Source organism: Shewanella putrefaciens, assembly GCF_016406305.1.
Lineage (GTDB): Bacteria > Pseudomonadota > Gammaproteobacteria > Enterobacterales > Shewanellaceae > Shewanella > Shewanella putrefaciens_C.
Genome location: NZ_CP066369.1, coordinates 1,116,146 through 1,142,329, shown reverse-complemented (window position 1 = coordinate 1,142,329; position 26,184 = coordinate 1,116,146). Strand labels below are relative to the sequence as shown.

The following is a 26,184-nucleotide window of genomic DNA, read 5'->3' as shown; positions in this document are numbered from 1 at the left end:
AGAATCAGCAATCAAACTCCCCGTTTAATAGACCAAGGACGAATTCCAAGCAAAAGTAGCCCAAGTAGATAGGTTATCCCTCCCATAGAGATCAAACCTATCAATGCTTTGGTGCGATCGATCAGATGCCACTCTAACCATTGTGATTGCGAAGGTAAAAAGTAGTGTAAGACTACCACCATAAGGGCTGTCGAGACCACGGCTTTAACAAAAAACACTATCGTTGGCCGTGAAATTCGATAAACACCCGCTAAATGCAGTCCACGGTACAATAATGTGGCGTTGAGCAATGCCGACATCGAGGTTGCAATCGCCAATCCAACATAGCCAAAAGGTATTGCAAACAAAAGGTTAAAACCCATATTAGTGATCATAGCAATAATGCCATAACGAACGGGTGTCTTAGTATCTTGGCGGGAGTAATACCCAGGGGCTAGAACCTTGATCAGCATAAAGCTGAGCAAACCACTGCCATAGGCCATCAAGCTATAGGATGCCATTTCAACATCCGTTATTGAAAAAGCGCCGCGCATAAACAGCACCATTAACATAGGTTTAGCGAGTACAATTAACCCCATCATCGCGGGCAATCCAAGCAAGAGAATGGCTTTTATTCCCCAATCCATAGTCAAGCCAAAACCCGCACCTTCATCATTGACATGGTTTCGTGATAACGCGGGTAAAATGACGGTGGCGATAGCTATGCCAAACAAACCTAAGGGAAACTCCAACAAACGATCAGAGTAGTACAGCCAACTAATAGAGCCTGTCATCAAAAAACTGGCAATAAAAGTGTCAAATAACAGGTTTATTTGTGAAACCGAGACCCCAAATAATGCAGGTATCATCAAGGTTCTAATCTTTACCACGCCGGGGTGATGCCAACCCCAAGAAGGTCTAACAAGGGCCTTTTCCCGTAAAAGAAATGGAATTTGAAACAAAAATTGGATCAAACCACCACAAAACACTCCCCACGCCAAGGTTATCTCTGGCTGGCTCGATGTCGGAGCATAAAAAATGGCGGCGGCAATGATTGCCACATTCAGAAAGACGGGGGTAAAGGCTGATACAGCAAAACGTCCGCGAGTGTTTAAAATCGAGCCCGCTAACGCCGTAAAAGTAATAAACCAAAGGTAAGGAAAGGTAATTTTAAGCACAACGGTGGCAAGTTCAAATTTAGCGCCGTCGGGCTCATTGTTCAGCCAAGCCACAAACCAACCGCCACCAAAAAGCGCAGATAAAACGGGTGATGCAATCACACCGACTAAAGTCACTATAGTGACGAGCAAGCCAAGCGTTCCAGCCACTTTACTCAATAGCTCACGGGTTTCATCCGAAGAGTGTTTTTCTTGGTATTCAGTTAAAACGGGCACGAAAGCTTGCGCAAATGCCCCTTCGGCAAACAATCGGCGCAAAAAATTTGGAATTTTATTGGCGAAGAAAAAAACATCGGCGCTTGTTCCAGCTCCCATTAAATTGGCAACTACAACATCTCGGATTAAGCCTAAAACACGAGATATCAATGTCATAGCACTAACGATCATGCCAGATTTTAATAATTTTTTACTCAATCGTCCCCCAGACCCGTATCGAATTGATTAGGTGATTCATCTCAAAAAATCGACTCAGGCTCTGTCACACTGCGGTAATAGCTGTTAGAATTGCGCCACATATTACACGAGTTGGGTTGAAGATAGCCAAGGCAGGTTGGATTAATTTATCTTTATGATGAATATTCAATCATAGTCATTGACAAAGTGACTAAATGCAGGCATATTCCTCGGCCTTTAAAAGTATCAAATCCAGTTTTTAGGAGTTGCACCTTGGCTAATAGCAAGTCTGCAAAGAAGCGCGCGCTTCAATCTGAAAAGCGTCGTCAGCATAACGCCAGCCGTCGCTCAATGTTACGTACATACGTTAAAAAAGTAATCGCTGCAATTAAAGCAGGCGATCACAAAACAGCAACAGAAGCTTTTGCTGCTGCACAACCAATCGTTGACCGTATGGCGACTAAAGGCCTTATTCACAAGAATAAAGCTGCTCGTCATAAGGCTCGCTTGAACGCTAAGATTAAAGCAATCGCTGCTTAATATCTCTAGCAAATAGAAAAAACCGGCAATTGCCGGTTTTTTTATATCTGAAAAACACCATTAATGACAATAAATGTTGTTCAGTAGATGGATCATCTCCCGTACCTCATCACTTTTCAGCGAATAAAATACCGTTTGCGCTTCTTTGCGTGTGGTCACTAAATTATCTTTACGTAACCAAGCAAGATGTTGTGATAGTGCCGATTGACTCAAGCCTAATTTTTTATTCATTTCGCCAACGCACATCTCGCCTTCATTCAATAAATAACAAAGGATAAATAGACGGCGCTCATTCGCTAGTGCCTTTAATAGCACTACGGCATGATCGGCTCGCTCCTGCATCAATTCAATATTCATTACGCACTTTTTCTCCTAAAACTAACCCCTGCGCTAATATAGCGTTGCCTTACAGATATAGTCGGGACATAAAGCACACTTTTTGCTAGATTGTTTTTAAAAATGGGACATGCTTAATAAAAATAAAGGAAACCTATGAAACCCTATCAGACAGCACTAATAACTGGCCTTTTAATTAGCGGTTTAAGTGCTTGCCAAAATCACATTGACAGGACGCCTCAGCCAGATGAAGTCACTCAATTAAAACAAACTGCATTATCCTCATCGCTTGGATACGAGATAGTTGAATCCTTAACCGTAGAAGTAGGCCCAAGATTGCCGGGCAGCCCGAAGGATATTATTGCGGTAAACTGGGCCATGGATAAATTGACAAGTCTTGGATTTGACCGCGTTTACAAAGAGCCAGTACAAGTGCCAATCTGGGAACGCGGTGAAGCCAAAGCGAAAATTATTTCTCCAACTGAGCAACCAATCGTCATCACCGCATTAGGGGGAAGTGTTGCCACCCCAGTTGAAGGCATTCAAGCTCAGATAGCACGTTTTGATAACCTAGAAGCGCTTCAACAGGCAAACCCCGATGAAGTAAGGGGTAAGATTGCCTTTATTGACCAAAAGACCGAACGGCATATCACGGGGGAAGGTTACGGTAAAAGTGTTGCTGGACGTTCCAAAGGAGCTGTTGCAGCAGCGCAAAAAGGAGCCGTCGCTATCGTTATTCGCTCCATAGGCACAGATCATGATCGTATGGCCCATACGGGTATGATGCGCTATCAAGATGGCGTGCCCAAAATCCCCGCAGCGGCCATGTCAAACCCAGATGCAGATTTAATCGATGCCATATTAAAACGCGATCCCAATGCCGTACTCGAGTTGCATATGTCGCCAAAAAACTTAGGATTTAACACCTCCTATAATGTGATTGCCGAAGTCACTGGTAGCAGTAAACCCAGTGAAATCGTCCTTATTGGTGCTCATTTAGACTCATGGGATGAGGGAACAGGGGCTATCGATGATGGCGCTGGCGTCGCGATTGTCACGGCCGCAGCCAAACACATTCAAGATCTTAAAGTTAAACCCGCCCGTACAATCCGGGTCGTGTTATATGCCGCTGAAGAAATGGGACTGATCGGTGGAAAAGCCTATAGCGATACCCATAAAACCGAGTTAACTCAACACTATATTGCCGCGGAATCAGACTTCGGCGCAGGGCGGATTTATCAAATCGATACGAAAGTGAATGACAGTGTCTTTGCTGAAGTCCAAACCGCCCTTAGCCCTATGACAGCGAACGGTGTCGCGCTGGGTAATAACCAAGCCTCTGGAGGACCTGATGTATCAATGCTGCCAGCATTAGGTGTACCAGTTGCATCATTGAGGCAGGATGGCCATGATTATTTTGATTATCACCATACCCCAAATGATACCTTAGACAAAATCGATCCGGCTGCACTAGCCCAAAATGTTGCAGCCTATGCCCAGTTTGCTTATATCATGGCAAATTCAAATATAGTACTAACACCAATTAGCATTGATTCAAAATAAGGTTCCACCGGTAAATCATTCGCATATAAAAAGAGCAGCTAAGGCTGCTCTTTTTATTTAAGGTATAATATGTTAGTGCGCGTCACGTAAGAATGTTGGTTCATTCGGCTTACTCAATTCTTCACTATAGTAATAGCCAGCAACATCAAATCCTTTTAACCCTTCAATTGAATTAATTTGCTGTTTAATAATATAACGGGCCATCATTCCCCGGGCTCGTTTAGCAAAAAAACTAATCACTTTATATTGGCCATTCTTTAAATCTTTAAAGACAGGTGTAATAAGCTGACCTTCTAACTGCTTCACTTTAATGGCTTTAAAATACTCATTCGAGGCGAGATTAACAATGATGTCATCACCTTGCTCAACTACGGCTTGATTAACCGCCTGGGTTAAAATATTGCCCCAAAATTCATAAAGATTCTTGCCCTTTGGGTTGATTAATGAGGTCCCCATTTCTAAACGGTAGGGTAATATCAAATCGAGTGGGCGCAGTAAACCATATAATCCTGACAGAATACGCAATTGAGATTGCGCCCTTTCCAACTCTGGAGTCGATAATGTATCGGCATCAAAACCGGTATACACGTCTCCTCTAAAAGCAAAAATAGCCTGCTTCGCATTTTCAAGGGTGAAATTCGGCTGCCATTCCCCAAAACGAGCGGCATTTAAGCCTGCAATATTGTCACTGACCTTCATCAATGTGGCTATGTCACTTGGCGTTAATCGTCGACAGACCTGGATCAATTCCTGACTATGGGATAAAAAATCGGGATGAGTATGAACCTGAGTCAGCGGAGGTTGCTCAAAATCTAAGGTTTTCGCAGGTGAAACCAATATCAACATCAAAAACTCCAACAGAGAAATAATACGCACCTATGATACGGAACAGAGATAAAAAAACCACGCATTGACTGCGTGGTTTTTCCGATAGTGGTCATCAACCAAACAAATCTAAGGGACGGTTAGCGACTCTCAACCGGCTCAGTAGCGCTTGTATCCTGCCAAATATCATCGTCTAGCTGTTCCATCAACTCAGGAAACTTACTGCGATCAAACTCTGGAGTCTGACCCGCCTTGAGCTGCTCACGATAATCATTAATCACTCGAATAGCTAACCCAGACAATAGCAATAACGCCACAATATTCACAGTAGCCATCAGCCCCATAGACACATCCGCTAAGCTCCACACTAGGCTAATCTTAGCGACGGCGCCAAACATCACCATAGCGAGGACGCATAGTCGAAATAAAGGCAGTGCTTTTGTGCTGTTACCCGTCAAAAACATCACATTAGTTTCGGCGTAGGAATAATTTGCAATAATCGAAGTGAAGCAAAAGAGGAAAATAGCGACCGCAATAAAGGCCCCGCCCCAATCACCGACATGGTTAGACATGGCATTAATCGTTAAACGAATGCCATCTTCGCTAGAACCTATATCGCCGGAAAGTAAGATGATGGCGGCAGTTGCAGTACAGATAACAATAGTGTCGACAAACACCCCCATCATCTGCACAAATCCTTGGGATGCGGGATGATTGGGATTTGGTGAAGCACTTGCGGCAACATTGGCAGCACTCCCCATTCCGGCCTCGTTAGAGAATAAGCCGCGTGCTATACCCGCTTGCATTGCTTGCGCTACTGTATAGGCAACACCACCAGCGGCGGCTTCTTGCCAACCAAAAGCGCTTTTTACGATAAGACTAATGATTGCTGGTAACTGTTCTAGATTGAAAATAACAATGATAAAAGCGACTAAAATATAGGCCAGCGCCATGATTGGCACTATAAACTCGGAGACCCGAGCCACTTTACGTAGACCGCCAACAATAACAAACCCACTGGCAATCACTAACCCAATTCCAACATAGATTGGGTCAAAGCCAAACACCCGCTCCATTGCACCTGTGATGGTATTGGCTTGTACTGCATTAAAAACGAGTCCGAAGGCGGTGATCAGGAAAAAGGCAAATAACACACCCATCCACCTTTGTCCTAAGCCCTTTTCCATATAGTAAGAAGGGCCACCACGAAATTGGCCATCACTATCACGGACTTTATAAACTTGAGCCAGGGTGGACTCGACCATAGCCGTGGCCATCCCCAATACAGCAATCAACCACATCCAAAATACGGCTCCAGGTCCTGCTGCCCCGATAGCAACCGCAACACCCGCCATATTTCCCGCCCCGACACGGGCCGCCATGCTGGTACAAAAAACTTGAAATGATGATAACCCACTATCGCAGCCTTGACGGCTCATGCCCATGACTTTCAGAGAGTGTTTGAAGTGAGTAAGCTGAATAAACATTAATCTAAGGGTGAAATAGAGACCGGCGCCAACCAGTCCATAAACTAACAATTTACCCCAAAGCAGTGCGTTCAAAAAATTAACAATGGTTTCTAACATTATTTTACGTCTTCCCGTAGCAAATACTCAGCCCATCTACGCGGTAACAGCGAGAGGCAAAATATTTGAGGTGAATGAATCCTTCCAGATTAAAGATAAGAATATCAGTAGATTTATTTCTTCAAATTATCCTTCCGTGAATTTACAACAACACGGCTACCGAATTCAACGCGGCAAAATAGCACAGTATTCGAAATTACTCATGTGATCAAGCTCATGTTTACACGCATAAACGCCACCGTTATCACAGCTAATAACTTTTCCAAGCCTTTGTTAAAGCTAAATTAACAAATAATCTATCTCGAACTACTATACTTAACAGCTAAAACAACTTTTAAAATTTGGATGCAGGGCACATTTTTGTAATAAAATTACAAATATAGTAGCCACATCGAAAACCCACACACTTTCGTCAGCTCTAGTGAGGCTTAATATGACGCACATACATGAAATTAATGCTCTAAAAAAATACGTTAGAGCCACCAACTTCCTCGCAACATCACAAATTTACCTAAAGCAAAACGTCTTACATAAACGTCCACTAGCACATTCAGACATTAAACCACGTTTGCTCGGTCACTGGGGAACATGCCCAGGGATCAACTTTGTCTATGCCAACATTAACAGACTCATAGTCAAACATAATCGTCCATTCATCTATTTAGTCGGTCCAGGTCACGGTTTTCCTGCTGTACAGGCAAACTTATTCCTCGAAGGCTCATTAAGCCATTTCTACCCCGAGACGATTCCCTACAATGAAACCGGTATTGAAGATATTTGTAAAAAGTTTTCAGCCGCCTATGGTTACCCTTCACACGCTAACCCAGAGGCACCCGGTCAAATCCTAGAAGGTGGAGAGCTTGGTTATTCACTCGCGGTTGGTTGGGGCGCGGTTTTAGACAACCCAGACTTGATTGCAACAGTATTAATTGGCGACGGTGAATCAGAAACCGGCCCACTGGCAGCATCTTGGTATGCAAACCGTTTAGTGTCTCCAGCCACAAATGGCGCCGTTTTACCCATAGTTCATATCAATGGTTATAAAATTTCTGGCCCTACCCGTATGGGACGCATGAGCCATGAAGAATTGGATCTTGAATTCCGTGGTCTTGGCTATTTCCCCATTATTGTGGATAGCGAGCAAGAAGAAGATATCTATTTGCAAATGCTAAACGCAATGGATACCGCCTATGGCATGATCAATGAGATCCAACACCGTGCCCGCAGCGGTGAAGATGTTGTCAAACCACGCTGGCCTGTCATTTTGATGCGCACAGCAAAAGGCTGGACAGGTGTTAGTGAATATAATGGTAAAAAATTAGAAGGTAACTGCGAATCACACCAAGTGATCGTCAATAAGTGTGCTACCGATAAAGGCCATCTTGAAGCTCTGGATACTTGGCTTGCCAACTATCATTTCCAAGAGCTGTATCATATGAATGACAAAGGAGAGCTGATTTTTGATGCCGATATTTGCTCATTGATCCCACCTAAGCAATTAGCCTGTGGTCGCCAACATTTAACCTATGGTGGCGAAGTTGTACGTGCCTTATCCAACCCTGATCTTGAAAAACTAAGCTATGGCCCAGAGGTTCCTCGTGGCCATCGCGGTTACTCAATGTTGAAAATGGGCGAATGGATGCGTGACGCATTCAAACTCAACCGTGATCAACATAACCTGCGTATTTTCAGCCCAGATGAAACTTACTCGAATCAATTGCAATCAGTATTTGAAGAAACCGATCGTGCTTGGCAATGGCCAATCGAAAGCTGGGATGAAGACATGTCACGCGATGGTCGCGTGCTCGAATTGCTGTCTGAAAACTTACTCTTTGGCATGTTACATGGCTATACAGTCACAGGCCGTCACGGGATGTTCCCAACCTACGAATCATTTTCGCAGGTCGTCTCATCAATGGCGGATCAATACTGTAAATACGTCTATGCCAGCCAAGGGGTGCATTTCCGCAAACCACTCCCAGCATGTAACGTTGTGCTCTCTTCATTGCTAGAACGTCAAGACCACAATGGCTATTCGCATCAAAACCCGTCATTCCTTGGGGCGATGTTAGAAAAGCATCCAAAAATTATTTCGGCTTATTTACCCGCTGATGCCAACAGCACTTTAGTTTACACAGAGCGCGCATTTGCGGATCGTGACAAACTCAACATCCTTGTCGCGGGTAAAAAAGAACTGCCACAATGGCTCAGTTTAGAAGAAGCACGCAAACAAGCTAAAGACGGTGTCATGGTTTGGGATTTCGCATCTGATGAAAATCCAGATATTGTACTGGCGGGTTGTGGTGATTATGTCACCCAAGAATGTATGGCATCTTTAGTATTAATTCGTGAATTACTTCCAAGAGTCAGAATTCGTTTTGTTAGCGTAACTGAATTAAGCAGTGATGGCTTAGGTAGTCGCAAATTTAAAGACAAACCTTGGTTAATGGACGAAATATTTACTCAAGATAAAGGGGTTGTCTTTAACTATCACGGTTACCCAAATACAATCAAAAAGTTAATTTTTGATTACAAAGGAAGTCGTCGTTTTAGAATTAAAGGTTATGAGGAAGAAGGTTCAACAACAACACCGTTCGACATGGGCGTTCGTAATGGCACCTCTCGCTACCACTTAGTGATTGATATGGCATACAAACTGTTCCAACAGGGCGTTATTGATGAAACTAAGCATGTCTCAATCACGACCGACATGCTGCAAAGACTCGTTGACCATCGCAACTATATTAAGGCTAATGGTGTCGATCCCATTGAGATTGAAAACTGGATCTGGACACGCTAGCAATAAATACATTTAACAAAAAACACACAAAAAAGGCATTCTAAAGAATGCCTTTTTAACATCCAATTTCACTAACAGAATGATGCACGATAAAAAAACTTAAGATTAACCACTGGAAAAATTTAACAAATGCAGTGATAATTAACCGCTGGCTACAATACCAAAGGATCCCCACACTAAGTGCTAGCAATGTTTTGCATAAAACCCGCAAAGCATATTGGTGGAGAATCATAAACAATGGACTTAGAGAAAATGATGAAGAACACATTAAAAGTAGTTTTACTTACGTCAATGCTTCCACTTGCTGCCAGCGCATCTCAGGAGCTAACACCTTGGTATGTTGGTGCAGGTCTAGGCGTTAATAACTATGAACACATTGCAACTGAAAACGGCGATGACAACCCATACGCATGGGACATCTTCGCTGGCTATATGTTTAATGACTACTTTGGTGCAGAAATCGGCTATCGCGATCTAGGTAATGCTGATTGGACCACTGCAGGCATTAGCAACGATGCAGGCGTTAAAGGTACAACTCTCGGTTTAGTGGGTATATGGCCACTAGCTAACCGTTGGAGCCTATCTGCAGAAGCCGGTGTAATGTACTACACACTAGAAAACAGCCAAAACTTCAATGGAACTTCTAGTTCTTACAGTGATTCTGACTTTGCACCATACTTTGGTGCGGGCGTAGGTTATAACTTCACTGATAACCTGAAGTTACAAGCTAAATACCGTCGTTATGAAGGCTTAGATGATAACGCTGGTGCAAGTGCCGTAGTTCCTGTCAATGCCGATAGCAACTACTGGGGCTTAGAATTAAGCTACCGTTTCGGTACTGCAGCAGCGCCAGTTGCCGCAGCAGCCGTTGCAGCAGCGCCTGTTGATTCTGACAACGATGGCGTATACGACGATAAAGATCAGTGCCCAGCGACTCCAGCAACTCACAAAGTTGACTCAACTGGTTGTACTATCTATGAAAACGTTAAACAACAAGAAGATGTAGGCTCTATCCAGTTTGCTAACGATTCAGCTGTAGTTAAAAAAGAATACTACAAATCAATCGAAAAACTGGCTAACTACCTAAATCAAAACCCTGAGTTCACCGTTGAAATCGCAGGTCACGCCTCTAACGTAGGTAAGCCTGAATACAACATGGTGCTATCAGACAAGCGTGCAGATGCTGTCGCTCAAATTCTTGTTGAAAAGTATGGTATCAGCCAAAGCCGCGTAACTTCTAATGGCTACGGTGTGACTAAACCAATCGTCGCTGGTGACTCAAAAGAAGCCCATGCAGCTAACCGCCGCATTGAAGCTATCGTGACCACCACTACGAAACAACCAGTACTAAAGTAACCATTTACTTTCAGTAATATAAAAGTCGCTGCTTGCAGCGACTTTTTTGTTTTTGGAAAGCAACATAGGGTTCATTTTCCTTTAGAGCTTACAGTCCAAGTACGCCACTTGGGTCAGTTTTAGTTAGAATCGACATAGTTTTGTCATTTTTGTAATTTTTTTACATTCAAGGTTGGAAAAGTTGGCAAAATCGCTTCTAATAGTCATCAGTAAATTCCGAGTTTAGACAGCTACCTCAGAAGGATGTTTTTCATGGCCAATACATTAGAGCAACTCAAGTCTTACACTACCATTGTTGCTGACACAGGCGACATCGAAGCAATCAAACGCTACCAGCCTGAAGATGCGACAACCAATCCATCACTCATATTAAAAGCCGCTCAAATTCCTGAATATAGTGGTTTAATTGATAATGCCATTACATGGGCAAAATCACAGAGTGCTAATGTTGAGCAACAAATTGATGATGCTAGTGATAAGCTTGCCGTAAATATCGGCGTTGAGATCCTCAAACTCGTGCCAGGCCGTATTTCAACTGAAGTTGATGCCCGCCTCTCCTTTGACAAAGAAAAATCCATCGCCAAAGCCCATAAACTTGTTCGTCTATATCAAGACGCTGGCATTGATAAATCTCGTATCCTGATCAAATTAGCCTCTACCTGGGAAGGTATTTGTGCAGCTAAACAATTAGAGCAAGAAGGGATCAACTGTAACTTAACGCTACTATTCAGCTTTGCTCAAGCACGTGCCTGTGCTGAAGCAGGGGTTTACTTAATATCCCCCTTTGTTGGTCGCATTCTGGACTGGTATAAGAAAGACACAGGCAAAGATTATACTCCCGCCAATGATCCGGGTGTTGTGTCGGTGACTGAAATTTACAACTACTACAAACAGCATGGCTATAAGACTGTTGTGATGGGTGCGAGTTTTCGCAATATTGGTGAGATTATTGAACTTGCCGGTTGTGATCGCCTCACCATTGGCCCCTCTCTGCTTGAAGAATTAGCCAACTCTCAGCAACAGATCCAGCCTAAACTTTTGCCAGCCGATTCAAGCGCAAGTGCTGTCGAGCCCCTAACAGAAGCTCAATTCCGCTGGGACTTCAACCAAGATCCTATGGCAGTCGATAAGTTAGCCGAAGGTATTCGCAACTTTGCTATCGACCAAGGCAAACTTGAAGTGATGCTCAAGGCAAAACTGGCAAACTAAGCATCCGCGGAGACGACTCGATGACATTCTTGACCCAAAGCACTACTTGGCAAGCTTTATCGGCACACAGCAAAAATATTCCCCATATGCGGGAGCTGTTCGCAAATGACACGGCACGTTTCAATAACATGTCGTTATCGGCTTGCGGTTTATTTCTGGATTACTCAAAAAATAGAGCCACCCCACAAACGCTAGAACTGCTTTACGCTCTGGCAAATGAGACGAAACTCGAAGCCAAAATCAAAGCGATGTTTGCTGGTGATATTATCAACACCACAGAAAAACGTGCAGTCTTACACACAGCGCTTCGTAGCACTGCGAGCCAGTCAATTGCAGCCGAGGGTCAAGATATTGTCCCTGAAGTTCAACAAACCCTGAATAAAATGCAGGCGTTTGTCACTTCAGTGACATCGGGACAATGGAAGGGTTATACCGGCAAAGCGATTACCGATATCGTCAGCATTGGTATTGGGGGCTCTTTTCTTGGCCCTAAAATAGTGTCTCAAGCACTTCGTCCCTACTGGACACCAAGGTTAAACTGCCACTTTGTGGCAAACGTTGATGGAACTTCTATCACTGAAAAGCTGAAGTTGCTCAATCCCGAAACAACCTTGTTTATCATGTCATCCAAATCCTTTGGCACCCAAGAAACCCTGACCAATACCTTAACGGCCAAAGCATGGTTTTTAGCCAAAGGTGGTTCACAATCGGATGTGGCAAAGCACTTTGCGGCGGTAACCTCTAACGTAGCAAAAGCCACTGATTTTGGTATCGATGCCGATAATATCTTCCCCATGTGGGATTGGGTTGGCGGACGTTATTCTTTATGGTCAGCAATTGGCTTGCCTATCGCACTATTGATCGGCATGGATAACTTTAGGGGCTTACTCAAGGGTGCACACCTCATGGATGAGCACTTTGCCAATGCGCCATTAGCGGAAAATATGCCAGTCATTATGGGGTTACTCTCACTATGGTATGGTAACTTTTTTAATGCTCAGTCCCATGTCGTATTGACCTACGACCACTATCTGCGCGGCCTCCCCGCGTATTTTCAGCAGCTCGATATGGAAAGTAACGGTAAATCCGTTACTTTAAATGGCACCGATGTCGATTACAGCACAGGCCCCGTTATTTGGGGTGGCGAAGGAACTAACGGTCAACACGCCTACCACCAGCTCCTGCATCAAGGTACGGCACTCATTCCTGCCGATTTTATTATGCCATTGCAGAGCCACAACCCCATTGGTGAGCACCATGACCAACTTGCATCGAATTGCTTTGGGCAAACCCAAGCTCTGATGCAGGGCCGTACCTTCGAAGAGGCATTAGCAGAGTTAGCAAATAGCCCGATGAGCGAAGATGAGAAACGACTTATCGCAAAACATAAAGTGATGCCAGGCAATAAACCCAGCAATACTTTATTAATGAATAAGCTCACGCCTGAAACCTTAGGTGCACTCATTGCCCTTTATGAGCACAGAACCTTTGTTCAAGGCGCCATTTGGGATATTAACTCCTTCGATCAATGGGGAGTTGAGCTGGGTAAGATTCTAGGCAACGATGTGTTAGAACGTATTGGCGCCAGAGAAGATACCCATAGCTTAGACGTCTCGAGTAATGGACTGATAAACCTTTACCGACAGGGTAAAATCTGATCGAACAAAAAGCCAGCAATCGCTGGCTTTTTTATTGCATCTCTTTATTTATATTCAATTTATCTAGCTTTAAATCTAAAGTACCCCCACTTAATATCAACGACATATCACTCAAACTTCATTTCAAGTTAACACAAATGAAACATAATTCTTGCACCCTGTTTTAAAAATATGTTATTTAATCGCTGACAAAACATACAACAACAGGAGGTTACCATGGATCGTTTAGATTATGGTTGTGCGCTAGATGAAGTCGTTGAAAGACCCGATCGCTCGCGAGGCTCCAATAAGAAGCGTAAATGGCGAGAGATCGAAGCGTTAAAGGATAAGCATCGTTTGCTCAAAGAACTCCAAGAGATAGATAATAACTTTGACTATGATATTGACGCGATCCAGTTGTAACCGCATGTTTAATAAGGATTGATATAATCTAGAACATAAAAAAAGCGCCTATGGCGCTTTTTTTATGTCACTCTCAGCCTCCCTCATTCCGATGAATTCAGGTAAGCGCGCAGCTCATCAAACTCCTGTTGTTCGCGGTCAAGAAACAAAGGATCATCAATCAAAGAGTCTTGGCATTCTTTTTCAATAACTTGCCAATCCTGTTCGGTTAGATTTTGAGCAAGGAGGGGAAATATTTCCCGCTCCTCCATTTGCATATGTCGCTCTTGCAACTCGACATACTCGGCAAAGTCAGCAATCAGCTTTTCCCGAGCAACCACAATATCACTCAGGATCAAGTTTAAGGTATTCATTAATGCCGCCGAAACTTGGATCACGACCTCATGTTCCGCACTGAGTTTATCCATTGCGCCATTCGTTTTATGGGCTAGATAGTAGGCATAAATGATGTCTTCAACGGGATGATGGCAACGCTCAGCATATCCTTGCATATACTCAACTATGTCTCGCACCACGATAAAATTTATCGCTTCACCTTCAGATAATTTCATCTGCTTGTTTTTCAAGACATTCAATAAAACTGCGATATGTTTATGATCATGCATGAGTCTTTTAAGCATATTGCCTCCTAAACTTGGGCTCTAACTATTGATACTAGTCAAGTCGTACATCGATCTCCAATATAGCAGGCTAAATCCTGTTCACTTTATGACAACGATCAAGTAAATAATCCAACGCAAGCTAAAAAGCGGCGTGTCATTCCCAAATATCCGCACTGAAGACTATTGACTCCCTGGGTGTAACTGCCGTTGCAATGTTTTAAATGTTGCACTGGGAGTGTTTGTTCCTTCGGGATTTTTATCCCCAGTTCCCGCTTCGGATAATGCGGGGTATTCACTCAATAGTTTTTGCTCTAGGGCTAATGCCTCGTCAATTTGTTTAGACTCAATCAATACCTTCAAATGCGCCAGAGACTCGGCGAGTGATGGTGATGATGATGGTGATGATGATAATAGTGGTTTAGTCTGAGCCTCATCCACATTGGGAGTCGCTGCTAAACTGGGGGGCGAAGCTTGTGAGGCTACCATTGGGCTTGTTTGGCGCGCGCCGGATTGGGCCTGTTCTTGAGCTAACATGCGTGATTTAGCCTTCATCGCCTGTGACTCTGCCACTTCAGCCTGCATCCTCTTAGCTTGATGTTCAATTTGGGCATTCTTTGCCTGCGCCGCATTTAACTCGGCTTCAGCCGCTGGGGATACCGTAGGCGCATCCATAGTCACCGCACTAGGTGTCATCAATGCCCTATCGACCTGCGGACGATTAAGCACAAGCAAACCAACCACAATCACTAGGGACGCCGCACTCGAAAAAGCCCAAGGGAATCGTTGCCAAAGTGGAGCCACCACAGGTTTAAGTTTAGTAATATTCATTTCCGCAAGATGAGTTTGCGATAATCTTAGAATATCCTGATCTAACTTTTCAGGGGGTACTTCAAGTGCCTGTTGATGATACCAAGCCGAGACTTCCTGACGCAGCGCCTGGTCTTGTGTTTGTTGGGTGGAATTACTCATGGCCAGCCTCCTGCCACTTCGCATTTACACAATCTTTCAAACTTTGATAGGCATAGCGAATCCGGCTTTTTGTCGCTTCGAGCGTGACCCCAGCAATGTCACTGATCACCGCGGCGGTAAATCCCATTTCGATATTAAGAATAAATGCTTCTTTCTGCACTTGGGGTAATAACCCAATGCAGGCCTTAAGCAACAATCCCTTTTGTGCCTCTTGCCACTGTACATCGGGTTTATCTTGCTCCTTGCCAGCAAAAGCATCGAGACCCGCTTCTCCCTCATCATGGCCAACTAAATCAACGGGTTTAACGGCTCGCACATGGTCTATCAATAGGTTATGGGCGATACGATAAAGCCAAGTATTAAATTTAGCGCTAGCTTCATAATTTGCGGCAGCGCGGATCACCCTGCCCCAGGTTTCTTGATATAAATCCTCAGCGAGCTGTTTATCCCCTAACTGGCGCACAAAGTATCGATACAATGCTCCCTTATGCTTAAGGTATAGCTGCTCGAATGCCTTGCTATCCCCCTTGGCATAGCGCTGCATTAAGTGCTCATCGGTATGTTCATGGGCATGTATTTGCGGTATCGCGAGTGCCATGACAGCTCCCTTATTGTTAACTTAACCTATGATCTCAAATCATTTTATGAGGATGGTGCTACTAGCATCTTAATGGAGTTTATCCTCGGGAGGAAAAGGCTTATCACCAGTATCGAATTTATTTAACGGTATTCGATTCGATTGTGTGAGCGCTGCGGCAATCTCAACCAATTGCATAAATTCATGCCGATATCCGTAGCTATCATTACCTAGGGCTGAACGAGTCAAAACACTAAGCTTATTATAATCAAATTGATGCAAATAGTGACTTTGATTCAGTAGTTGCCCCAAACCCGCAACCGCCGCCGCAAAGCGAAAATCATCGCTTGCCTGCTCTAGGGATTTCACGCTCTGATCCGCTCGGATTGGATAGGTTAGTAATTGGCTCTCTGTGGCATCGGGTAACTGATAGCGCAGCTTTAGATAAGCAATTTCATCTCGGCTATATTTTTCCTGTCCCGTATGCGAGTTATAACCATAACGTAACTTATCATTGGCCATATTGCCCGACTCAGCATAACGCAATTCGTAGAGTGCGGTCACAGTATGGCCAGCCCCAATTTCCCCGGCATCGACCCTATCATTATTAAAATCCTCACGGGCCAGCGCTCGGTTTTCATAACCCAGTAAACGATATTCTGCGACGAGGGCGGGGTTAAACTCCACTTGCACTTTAACGTCCTTGGCAATGGTCAGCAAAGTTGAACTCAATTGTTCCACCAGCACTTTACGCGCCTCATTAGCGGTATCTATATAGGCGTAATGGCCATTGCCCTTGTCGGCGAGCTGTTCCATCAGCCGATCGTTATAGTTCCCCATTCCAAACCCTAAGGTCGTGAGCCCAATTCCCCGCGTTTGCTCCCTTTCAACCAAGCTGATTAATTCATCGAAATTTGTCAACCCCACATTAAAATCACCGTCGGTCGCGAGGATGACTCTATTGATCCCCCCTTGAATAAAGTGCTTTTGTGCTAATTGATAGGCAAGATTTATCCCCTCTGCACCGTTAGTCGAGCCGCCAGCGCGTAACTGCTCTAATGCATAGTTCAAGGTTTGAGCATCATTACCAGAAGCGCCATCTAACACCACGCCAGCCGCGCCCGCATAAACGACGATGGAAACCTTATCGCGCCCACTCAACTGTTGGGTCAGCATTTTCATAGCAGTTTGTAAGAGTGGCAGTTTATCGGCAAAGGCCATTGAGCCCGATACGTCGAGCAAAAAGACCAGATTACTCGCCCCTAGATCAGACTTTGCCACCTCATAACCCTTCAATCCTATCCGCAACAGCATAGTGTCGTCGTTATATGGCGATGGTGCGAGTTCGGTCGTGACACTAAAAGGCGCGTCATTCTTACCCGGTAATGGATAATCGTAGTGAAAGTAATTGAGCATTTCTTCGATGCGCACTGTGCCTTTGCTCGGTAAGCGACCTTCATTTAGCATGCGCCTCAGGGTCGAATAACTCCCAGTGTCCACATCGATAGCAAAGGTGGATACTGGGATTTCACCCGCCACCATAATGCCATTTTGCACTTGCTTCGCGAACTGGTTAGCTTCAGGTTGATTATCTGCATGCCAAACCTGTCCAACCGCAGGAGCTGCGACGCCAAAAGACGCTTCCATCTGCATAGATTGAGAGGGCATATGCATAACCCTTTGCGCTGCGCCCATTTTTGCAACTTCCATGGCGTGGATATGTTCCTTCGCCCTGTACTGCTCTGCCTGTTGTAATAACGCCTGCTCTAACTCACGTTTGTGTTTCAAGGCTGCTTGTTGCTCTGCCGTTTCAGAAGCTTGTACTGGCAATGTTTCATCGACAATGGGTTTATCTGTGCAGCCACTTAACCCCAATAGAACGGCAAGCGATAAGCTAGATAACAGACAAATAGGATTCAGTGTCATATGACAAGATCGAGTAAAGCCTTTACTCGCCGTAGTGGGGTTGGCAAGTTCGGCCATAGTCAGCAGTTTAGGGAAATCAGTTTTTTTCATAACAGGGTTTTTCATAACGGGGTTTTTCATGATCAGCGCCTCAATAGGTTTATACCCCCTATAAACGCGACTCTAGGCAAAAAGGGTTATCCCGCAAACACTTTTATCACTGTCACCACGCCCTTATCTCCCAAGCACATTATTTATTCAAAACAAAGTCATTTAACTTATTTTTGCAAGCCTGATCACACCAGCGCTTTTTCAAGGACCTTAGAATAGAGCCTAGTAACAGCCCGCCCTATGGACCCACTCGTGCCACACTCTGCTCATTTATTTTCGTTAAGAATTGCCCACGCCCTCACCGAAGCCTGCGTAAAAGATAAATACTCTTTTAAACGTTTTGGACAAGATATTCTCGCTGGCCTCACGGTGGGCATTATCGCAATCCCACTGGCAATGGCACTTGCCATCGCCAGTGGTGTAGCGCCGCAATACGGTTTGTATACTGCGATTGTAGGTGGTTTTATCATTGCCATGACGGGCGGCTCGCGCTACAGCGTATCCGGGCCTACCGCCGCCTTTGTGGTGCTGCTCTACCCCATAGCCCAGCAATTTGGCTTAGCGGGATTATTAATTGCCACTGTGATGTCAGGCATGATGTTAGTCGCCATGGCCATGCTGCGCCTTGGCCGCTTGATCTTATATATTCCAGAGTCAGTCACCTTAGGCTTTACCGCCGGGATCGGGGTTGTCATTGCGACCCTGCAGCTTAAGGACTTTTTCGGGCTGCAGATCGAACATATGCCTGAACAATATTTCTCAAAAATCATGGTCCTTGGCAAAGCGCTTCCCACTATGCATTTGCCTAGCCTATTGGTCGCAACGATCACCTTAGCCACTATGTTACTCTGGCCAAGATTGAAAATTCATATACCCGCCCATTTACCGGCAATTGCCTTAGGTAGCATAGTCGCCTTAGTGCTAAATGCGATGGGCGCGGATATTGAAACCATAGGTACACGTTTTCATTACCAATTAAGTGACGGTACCACTGGCACAGGGATCCCTCCCGTGCTACCGAGCTTTGAATGGCCTTGGTTACAGGCGGGAGCCAATGGACAAGCCTTCGAATTTAATCTTGCCACCTTTCAAGCCTTGCTTCCCGCAGCCTTTGCCATTGCCATGTTAGGGGCCATTGAATCCCTCCTGTGCGCCGTAGTGCTCGATGGTATGACGGGCAAACGCCACAGCGCCAACAGTGAATTACTTGGCCAAGGCATTGGTAATATCATCACGCCTTTTTTCGGTGGTATTCCTGCTACGGCCGCAATAGCTCGTAGTGCTGCCAACGTCAAAGCAAGGGCACAGAGTCCAATCGCCTCTATGACCCACGCACTCGTGGTATTAATAGGTTTAGTCGCCTTAGCGGGAGTGCTCGCCTACTTACCCATGTCAGCCATGGCGGCACTGCTACTCGTAGTCGCTTGGAATATGAGTGAAGCGCCAAAGGCTGTGCATTTAGTCAAAACGGCGCCCACCAGCGACATTTTAGTCTTTTTGAGCTGTTTTTCTCTGACTGTGATTTTCGATATGGTGATAGCCATCAGCGTAGGAATTATTCTTGCGGCTTTGCTTTTTATGAAAGAAATTGCAGAAATGACAAAACTTTACGACATCAGCAGCAATAAGCGCTATGTCGATCAAGACTTACCTGCAGATTGGGCTGTGATCAAAATTAATGGCCCGCTATTCTTTGCCGCGGCCGACCGTATTTTTGCCGAAATAGCGACCCTGACCCAAGATAAGCAAGTGATAGTGCTGTACCTCGACGGGGTGTCAATACTCGATGCCGGTGGCTTAGCTGCACTCACCAAATTGATTGAAAAATGCAAACTTAACCACACCAAACTTATCATTGCCGATTTGCAGTTCCAACCTATTCGCACGCTGGCAAGGGCAAAAATTCAGCCTATCGAAGGTGTACTCAAGTTTTATCCCACCCTGCGTGAAGCCTTAGCCGAAGCTCCCACGCCGGAGCATACTTTGCAAAGGTAAACAAAGTCCCTTCCTTAACCGCTTTCCCCTAAAACCACATAAGCTGGCTTTAGGGGAAATGGCGTCGCAAAATGCGACTCGCCCTGATTTTATAAACACTCAATTCCGTGTCTAGGACACTATTTTTGCGCGCAAAAAACGCCAGAAATGACGCTTTACATGGTATTATTCTGCGCCATGATGCTCCCCGCTATTACCGACGCATTGGACATCAACTGTACCCAGACCTGAGACAAGGTCAAAATATAATTAAAATTAGTGAGTTAAGGAGTTATCATGCAAGCCCTTGTTGCTGTTGTTATGGGTTCTAAGAGTGATTGGCCCACTATGGAAGCCGCCGCTGAGATCATGGATAAACTGCAAGTGCCCTATCATGTTGAAGTGGTATCCGCCCATAGAACGCCAGATAAACTGATGGAGTTTGCAGCCACTGCCGCTGACCGTGGTTTTAAAATCATCATTGGTGGCGCGGGCGGTGCAGCGCACTTGCCAGGCATGATTGCCTCAAAAACTCGCTTACCCGTATTAGGTGTACCCGTACAAAGCAAGGCGCTGTCAGGAATGGACAGCCTGTTATCTATCGTACAAATGCCTAAGGGAATTGCCGTTGGCACCTTAGCCATAGGTACTGCAGGAGCCTTTAACGCAGGCTTACTGGCTTGCCAAATTTTGGCCAATAACGATGCTAAGCTTGCCGCCCGTTTAGAAGCCTTTAGGGAAGAACAAACCCGCGCAGTGTTGGACAATCCCGATCCGAGGGAAGCCTAATGACCCAGACAAACACAAAGCAAAGAGTGTGGGTGTTAGGTAATGGCCAATTAGGCGCCATGCTGACCCACGCAGGTGAACCGCTGGCGATTGATGTCCGCGCAGTGGATATAATGACGCCAACGGATGAAATCCTCCCCCTCGCTCCCCAGGATATTATTACCGCCGAGCGTGAGCAGTGGCCTGAATCTAGCTTAAGTTTGCAGTTAAGCAGCCACCCTCAGTTTATTAACGGCCCCGTATTTAGCCGTCTAGCGGATCGTTATAGCCAAAAAAGTTTGCTCGACCAAATCAAGGTGCCAACCGCGCCTTGGACACTCGTCGATGACCATACCCAAGTAGACAGCCTCTACCAACGTTTTGGTGCACGTGTGTTAATGAAACGCCGCACAGGTGGTTACGATGGCAAAGGCCAACACTGGCTAAAACAAGCCGAAGCCGGAGACATTCCACAGGATTGGCGCAATTTAGCCATTGCCGAACAGGCGATTAATTTTGATGAGGAAGTGTCCTTAGTGGGCGTGCGCACCCGCGAAGGCCAATGCATATTTTACCCCTTGACGCTCAATCTCCATCAAGACGGTATTCTAATGGCTTCTATTTCGCCATTGGCACGCCTAACGCCGCTGCAATCCCAAGCCGAAGCTATGCTCAGCGCCATCATGCATGAACTAGACTATGTCGGTGTCATGGCGATGGAATGTTTCCGAGTTGGTAATAGTTTATTGGTCAATGAATTAGCGCCGCGGGTGCATAACTCTGGCCACTGGACGCAAGCTGGCACCCATATGGACCAATTCCAGCTACATTTAAGGGCCCTGTGTGGCATTGCTATTCCACAGCCGCAGGTGAATTTTCAATGTGTGATGGTTAATCTTATCGGTATCGATAATGACCTGCGCTGGTTAAGTTTGCCTAATGCGGAGCTGTATTGGTACGACAAGGAAGTGCGCCCAGGCCGAAAAGTGGGACATTTAAACCTTTCTGTGCCCAATCAAGCGGTACTGAACGACAGCATTGCCGCATTGCAAGCTTGGATGCCTGCCCAGTATCAGGCTCCGCTAGCATGGATATTGGCAGAATTTGCCAAACACCATAATTAAGTTAACCGCTGTCACAGTAAACACTGATATGGAATTGCCCTAGATTCCATATCAGTTTATTTTTCAATATATAATTAACCGTACTCAGCGTGAATGAGTTAGTGATGCATCCGGTTCTACCAACGCTAGCAAGGGCACGAATAAGGGAACTTTCGAGTGAAATTAAGGGATAACTTTAAACGTAAAACCATAGACCGCTTAGACTATCGCTACCACTTATTGCTACTCATAGTGCCAATAGTGCTATTCGTTCTGCTGTTTATCTTTAATGCCCCCACAGAAGGCTGGACTATCTTGCCTCTGCTGTTTGTTTGCCTTATCTATGTGATTGCCTACAGCTTAATTTACTACCTGCATCAAGGTCGTCTGAGTCGCCTCTGGCTGCATTTGGAACAAGTGGTGAATATTAATGACGCCATTTATGAGCTCGCCCACTTATCGAGCCATTATAAGAATGAGCACGCCTTTCTCGATGCCCTGCTCAATAAAGCCGTCTGCATTATCAATGGTGCCGAAATGGGTAGCATCATTAAAATCAATGAAATCAGCAATAAACTGCATTTTGAATCCGTAGTCGGCCTCGACTTAGCCAAGCTAAAACAACTTAATTTTACCTTAGAGCAATCCTTCGAATACCGTCTAACAAAGGGCAAGTGTGACCGTGTGGTGGTGGTCAACGATATGCAAAATATCAACTCCGGCAGTACCTTATCGGAAGAAGCTCAACAAATTTTACTGACCGCGGCCAAACATCCCATACGTTCGACACTCTCAAGCCCCATTCGTATCGATGGCAAACTCTACGGCATGCTTAACCTCGACAGCAGTATTGTGGGGGCCTTTAGTGACTACGACCGCAATTTAGTTTCGATTCTGACCCACGAGGCCAGCAATGCGATAGCCCTGTATCAGAAGTCGCAACAGATCTCTAAACTCGCCAATTTTGATTCATTAACCGGGCTCTATAATCGCAAAAATTTCGAGGATGCCCTGCAGCATTGGCAAGCTAAATCCCATCTTGGGAGCTTTTTGATCATTATCGATATGGATAACCTCAAAGCCATTAACGATACCTATGGCCATCAGGTGGGTGATACCGCCATTAAGCGGGTTTCCAGCGCTATTTTGAATTATTGGCAAAATAAAGGCATTATCTCGCGCTTTGGAGGGGATGAGTTTGTTGCGCTTTGCCACGGCCCAAGGGAACAACTTGAAGGCGATCTCGATGAAATCCGCATCGAGTTACATCAAGATCAATTAAACCTCGGTTTTAGCTTTGGGATAGCAGCGTTTGATGGCAATTGGTCAACCGCCTTTAAGCAAGCCGACCATGCTATGTATGAGCAAAAACGCGCCAAGAAAAAAGCCATTAACGCATTAGAAACCTTAACGGCAAAAACATAACGGCTGCTTAGCCCTGCGTATTGGCATGACTCATTGGGATTGTTCTAGCCATAGCGCCTAACCAAAGAATAATCGCCACAACCAAGATGAATCTAAATCCTCTTTACAGGTTTGATATTGGGCCGCATAACGCTTAGCCCTATCGTCAACCTTAGCCGCCACTTTAACTAGCCATGCCTTAGACTTGTAACTACCACGGCGATAACCACCCCAACCTTCGTGGTAATTAAGATACTGTGCTCTCGCATCCCACTTTGATATACCATTGATCTTATTTGTTTTATAAATAAACCAGCCCATAAAATCCATGGCATCATCAAAATCACTACGGCTCGACCAGCTGTTACCCGTCTCGCGCACATAATCGTCCCAGGTCATGGTTTTTGCCTGGGCATAGCCATAGGCATCACTTGCCCTGCCTATGGGGATAAAACCTAAAAAATATTCCATCGGCGGCGCCGCATTATGCCTAAACGAGCTTTCTTGATACATCATGGCAAGCGGCACATGTACTGGCACGCCCCATTTGTCACGGGTATCTTTGGCCGCGTCATACCAAGAGCGGTGTTCTTGAAAAATATCACATAAATTGTCAGGGGATTTTGGGGGCGATGTGGCGCATCCTGAGAGTAAACCTATGGACGCACAGAGTAATATTACGCAATGCCAGTTCATTAATCGCTTGTTCTCCAAAGTATTAAGACGCCCAATGATGGCATACACTCACAACGAGGCAAACATAAAATACCTTTTTGTGCCCATAGATAACCCAGGTGAAGGTGACGCTAAGGATTATTTGGTTTCAGGAGTCAACTCAAGTTGGCACTCATGGCTTTCCTGTTGCCACACCCCGGGCTCCCAGTAGGAAGGGTCCTTACCCATGTAGCGCTTATCCGTATGGAACAAGGCGCCAATATGGTAACGCTGGTTTCCTTCAACGATGAGCTTAAATGTTTTAGGCACACGAGCGCTGAGTGTGACCCCCAGCGAGGGATCATCGATGAGCTCAGCCACTGTAAACTCATAATCCCCTGGTGCGAGTTGATAATTGGGTTTAGAAATAATGGCTTGGCCGTTTAAGTGCGTGACAACGACACGATACCAGTGGGTACTGGCATCGGGCTGCAGATAGCCAGATACAGTCCCACACAGGAGCGGATCTTCGGGCGAGCTTGCGCACCCCGATAATAAAGCGCTGACACCAAACAAACTCGCCAGCAGGCCCAATCGCGGCATATTTATCCCTTGGGCGCTCACGCTCTTACTCCAAAATAATCTTCGAGATAGTCATCAAAGGAAACGGCATTTTGCTCGGCCTCCAATGCGGCCTGTTTCTCCAGCGAACTTTTGGCTTCGGCTTGATACTGGGCAATGGTCTCATCGGAGAGCGGATAATCAATAAAGTACTGATAATATTGCTGGGCAAGTGTCATAACCCAGTGTCCATGATCTTCACCCTTGGCAATTAAATGCTGACTCACTTGCCCAGATAGGGTCAGAGATGGATCATCCACGGCGCGGTGCCAATGGGCTAAGGCGGTTTGATAATCCGTTGCTTCACCATCTAACAACTTAGCAAGGGGTTGCAACTCATCGAACAAGGTTGCAAGCCAGGTTTTCAAGGGTAAAGCTCCAGTCGAAGTTAATAACTCAAGGCCAGGTTTACGCCCCTCAAGCACAACCGATTTAAGATTCGCGCTAAGGCGTGCCTCTTCGTCGGGATCCGACTTAGGAGATTCGGTTAATAAACAGTAGAGTAGGAATAAATCAAGGAAGCGAACTTGGCTCGCTTCAATACCTATGGGGCTAAAGGGATTAACATCTAATGCCCGTACTTCAATATACTCAACGCCCCCGCGGGCGAGAGCTTCTGAGGGTTTTTCACCACTTCGAGTCACGCGTTTAGCACGGATGGGCGAGTAAAACTCGTTTTCAATCTGCAAGACATTGGCATTAAGCTGTCGGTACTCTCCATCAACCTTAACCCCAATATTGGCAAAATTTGCCGATGGCATTTTTATGGCGGCATTTACGCCCGCTAAATACTCAGGTAAAGAGTTATAGCTGATATTGAGATCTTCCTGCTCTTTGTTGGTGTAGCCTAAATCACTCATTCGCAGTGATGTTGCATAGGGTAAATACAAAGTGCCGCGGCCGGACTTTTCAAACTGCAGATCGGTTTTTTGCCCCTTAATAAAAGAGCTACACAGGGCTGGTGAAGCGCCAAAGAGGTACGGCAACACCCAGACTAGACGGCGGTAATTACGGATCAGCCCAAAATAAGATTCAGAGATAAAATCATCTAATGTCAGACTCTTATCACTTAACTCATAGAGACGCTGCCACAGTGACTGGGATACCGAAAAGTTAAAGTGTACCCCAGAAATAATCTGCATCAGGGCGCCATAGCGATAGGTTAACCCCTTGCGGTATAAGGTTTTCATTTTGCCGGTGTTCGATGAACCATAGCGGGCAACGGGAATATTGTGCTCATCTTTGACGTAACAGGGCATACTCACTGGCCACAAACGCTGGCCATTTAAATGGCGGACGCTAAAGGCATGGGTTTCGGTCAACCCCTGTAAGAGTGCTTCAACCTGATTATTCACAGGCGTAATAAATTCGAGTAACGCTTCACTATAATCTGTAGTAATGCGTGAATGCATTAACGCTGACCCCAATTCGCGGGGGTGCGTATCCATAGCAAGGAAACCAGACCCATCGATCCGTAAAGCCTCACGCTCTATGCCACGTAACATACCTAAGAGTGCGGTGCGCCCAGGAGCGTCCGAGAGATATTGTACTAATTCATTGAATGGCTTCAATTTGCGCTTCTCTGATTGGTGATTCGCTATCGCGACATGGTTAACAGTCAGACCTTTATTTTGAGGCTTATCTTTCAAAATACGCCTCAAAATAAATCTA

22 protein-coding genes are annotated in these 26,184 nt (G+C 45.3%); 11 read left to right on the top strand and 11 right to left on the bottom strand.

All coding sequences use genetic code 11. The features are described 5' to 3' along the window. Positions 1-11: 11 nt before the first annotated feature. A complete protein-coding gene (murJ, locus tag JFT56_RS04960) occupies positions 12-1,571 on the bottom strand; it encodes a murein biosynthesis integral membrane protein MurJ (RefSeq protein ID WP_198782596.1) in 1,560 nt (519 codons plus the stop codon). A 252-nt stretch (positions 1,572-1,823) separates the two neighbouring features. Between murJ and rpsT the strand changes: the two genes are divergently transcribed. Then, positions 1,824-2,090, top strand: coding sequence for a 30S ribosomal protein S20 (rpsT, locus tag JFT56_RS04955; RefSeq protein ID WP_007650172.1), 267 nt, complete (start codon positions 1,824-1,826; stop codon positions 2,088-2,090). Between the two features lie 60 nt (positions 2,091-2,150). Here rpsT and JFT56_RS04950 read toward each other — a convergent pair whose 3' ends face one another. Continuing rightward, on the bottom strand, positions 2,151-2,447 hold the full coding sequence (locus JFT56_RS04950) for an ArsR/SmtB family transcription factor (protein WP_006084975.1): 297 nt from the start codon (positions 2,445-2,447) through the stop codon (positions 2,151-2,153). A gap of 135 nt (positions 2,448-2,582) precedes the next feature. Between JFT56_RS04950 and JFT56_RS04945 the strand changes: the two genes are divergently transcribed. Beyond that, on the top strand, positions 2,583-3,989 hold the full coding sequence (locus JFT56_RS04945) for a M28 family metallopeptidase (protein WP_198782595.1): 1,407 nt from the start codon (positions 2,583-2,585) through the stop codon (positions 3,987-3,989). Positions 3,990-4,061: 72 nt separating this feature from the next. Here JFT56_RS04945 and yaaA read toward each other — a convergent pair whose 3' ends face one another. Both yaaA and JFT56_RS04935 read right to left on the bottom strand, forming a co-directional pair. Beyond that, positions 4,062-4,835, bottom strand: coding sequence for a peroxide stress protein YaaA (gene yaaA / locus JFT56_RS04940; protein WP_198782594.1), 774 nt, complete (start codon positions 4,833-4,835; stop codon positions 4,062-4,064). A 119-nt stretch (positions 4,836-4,954) separates the two neighbouring features. Further along, positions 4,955-6,400, bottom strand: a complete 1,446-nt coding sequence (locus tag JFT56_RS04935) for an alanine/glycine:cation symporter family protein (protein ID WP_198782593.1) — start codon at positions 6,398-6,400, stop codon at positions 4,955-4,957. A 433-nt stretch (positions 6,401-6,833) separates the two neighbouring features. Here JFT56_RS04935 and JFT56_RS04930 point away from each other — a divergent pair, with 433 nt between their 5' ends. The 5 genes from JFT56_RS04930 to JFT56_RS04910 all read left to right on the top strand — a co-directional run bounded on the left by JFT56_RS04930 (position 6,834) and on the right by JFT56_RS04910 (position 13,825). After that, positions 6,834-9,200: a phosphoketolase family protein gene (locus tag JFT56_RS04930; protein WP_198782592.1), complete on the top strand. Its 2,367-nt coding sequence runs from the start codon at positions 6,834-6,836 to the stop codon at positions 9,198-9,200. Between the two features lie 237 nt (positions 9,201-9,437). Further along, positions 9,438-10,556, top strand: coding sequence for an OmpA family protein (locus tag JFT56_RS04925; RefSeq protein ID WP_198782591.1), 1,119 nt, complete (start codon positions 9,438-9,440; stop codon positions 10,554-10,556). Between the two features lie 252 nt (positions 10,557-10,808). After that, positions 10,809-11,765, top strand: a complete 957-nt coding sequence (gene tal / locus JFT56_RS04920) for a transaldolase (protein WP_198782590.1) — start codon at positions 10,809-10,811, stop codon at positions 11,763-11,765. A 20-nt stretch (positions 11,766-11,785) separates the two neighbouring features. Next, positions 11,786-13,423 (top strand): glucose-6-phosphate isomerase, encoded by a 1,638-nt coding sequence (gene pgi, locus JFT56_RS04915; RefSeq protein WP_198782589.1) that lies wholly within the window; start codon positions 11,786-11,788, stop codon positions 13,421-13,423. 216 nt (positions 13,424-13,639) lie between these two features. Next, the gene (locus JFT56_RS04910) at positions 13,640-13,825 is read left to right on the top strand and encodes a DUF3545 family protein (RefSeq protein WP_007650190.1); all 186 of its coding nucleotides are present in this window, start codon (positions 13,640-13,642) and stop codon (positions 13,823-13,825) included. An 83-nt stretch (positions 13,826-13,908) separates the two neighbouring features. Here the strand turns inward: JFT56_RS04910 and JFT56_RS04905 are convergent, their stop codons facing one another. The 4 genes from JFT56_RS04905 to JFT56_RS04890 all read right to left on the bottom strand — a co-directional run bounded on the left by JFT56_RS04905 (position 13,909) and on the right by JFT56_RS04890 (position 18,019). Then, a complete protein-coding gene (locus JFT56_RS04905) occupies positions 13,909-14,445 on the bottom strand; it encodes a hemerythrin domain-containing protein (protein ID WP_198782588.1) in 537 nt (178 codons plus the stop codon). Between the two features lie 162 nt (positions 14,446-14,607). Then, positions 14,608-15,396 (bottom strand): hypothetical protein, encoded by a 789-nt coding sequence (locus JFT56_RS04900; protein WP_198782587.1) that lies wholly within the window; start codon positions 15,394-15,396, stop codon positions 14,608-14,610. Then, positions 15,389-15,994, bottom strand: coding sequence for a sigma-70 family RNA polymerase sigma factor (locus JFT56_RS04895; RefSeq protein WP_198782586.1), 606 nt, complete (start codon positions 15,992-15,994; stop codon positions 15,389-15,391). Before JFT56_RS04895 ends, JFT56_RS04900 begins: the two co-directional genes overlap by 8 nt. A gap of 69 nt (positions 15,995-16,063) precedes the next feature. Further along, positions 16,064-18,019: a vWA domain-containing protein gene (locus JFT56_RS04890; protein ID WP_420136013.1), complete on the bottom strand. Its 1,956-nt coding sequence runs from the start codon at positions 18,017-18,019 to the stop codon at positions 16,064-16,066. A gap of 222 nt (positions 18,020-18,241) precedes the next feature. Between JFT56_RS04890 and dauA the strand changes: the two genes are divergently transcribed. The 4 genes from dauA (at position 18,242) to JFT56_RS04870 (ending at position 23,259) form a co-directional block, all read left to right on the top strand. Further along, a complete protein-coding gene (gene dauA / locus JFT56_RS04885) occupies positions 18,242-19,984 on the top strand; it encodes a C4-dicarboxylic acid transporter DauA (RefSeq protein ID WP_198782585.1) in 1,743 nt (580 codons plus the stop codon). A gap of 276 nt (positions 19,985-20,260) precedes the next feature. After that, entirely contained in the window at positions 20,261-20,752 is a 492-nt protein-coding gene (gene purE, locus JFT56_RS04880) for a 5-(carboxyamino)imidazole ribonucleotide mutase (protein ID WP_198782584.1), read from the top strand. Next, positions 20,752-21,855: a 5-(carboxyamino)imidazole ribonucleotide synthase gene (gene purK, locus JFT56_RS04875; RefSeq protein WP_198782583.1), complete on the top strand. Its 1,104-nt coding sequence runs from the start codon at positions 20,752-20,754 to the stop codon at positions 21,853-21,855. The genes purE and purK overlap by 1 nt, the downstream gene beginning before the upstream one ends. A gap of 156 nt (positions 21,856-22,011) precedes the next feature. Next, positions 22,012-23,259, top strand: a complete 1,248-nt coding sequence (locus JFT56_RS04870) for a sensor domain-containing diguanylate cyclase (RefSeq protein WP_198782582.1) — start codon at positions 22,012-22,014, stop codon at positions 23,257-23,259. A 57-nt stretch (positions 23,260-23,316) separates the two neighbouring features. On the opposite strand, the gene JFT56_RS04865 is transcribed toward JFT56_RS04870, so the two are convergent. The 3 genes from JFT56_RS04865 to gshA all read right to left on the bottom strand — a co-directional run bounded on the left by JFT56_RS04865 (position 23,317) and on the right by gshA (position 26,162). After that, entirely contained in the window at positions 23,317-23,934 is a 618-nt protein-coding gene (locus tag JFT56_RS04865) for a hypothetical protein (RefSeq protein WP_198782581.1), read from the bottom strand. Positions 23,935-24,051: 117 nt separating this feature from the next. Then, on the bottom strand, positions 24,052-24,495 hold the full coding sequence (locus JFT56_RS04860) for a hypothetical protein (RefSeq protein ID WP_198782580.1): 444 nt from the start codon (positions 24,493-24,495) through the stop codon (positions 24,052-24,054). Between the two features lie 17 nt (positions 24,496-24,512). Then, complete coding sequence (gene gshA / locus JFT56_RS04855) at positions 24,513-26,162, bottom strand: glutamate--cysteine ligase (protein ID WP_198782579.1); 1,650 nt, start codon at positions 26,160-26,162, stop codon at positions 24,513-24,515. Between the last annotated feature and the right edge of the window lie 22 nt (positions 26,163-26,184).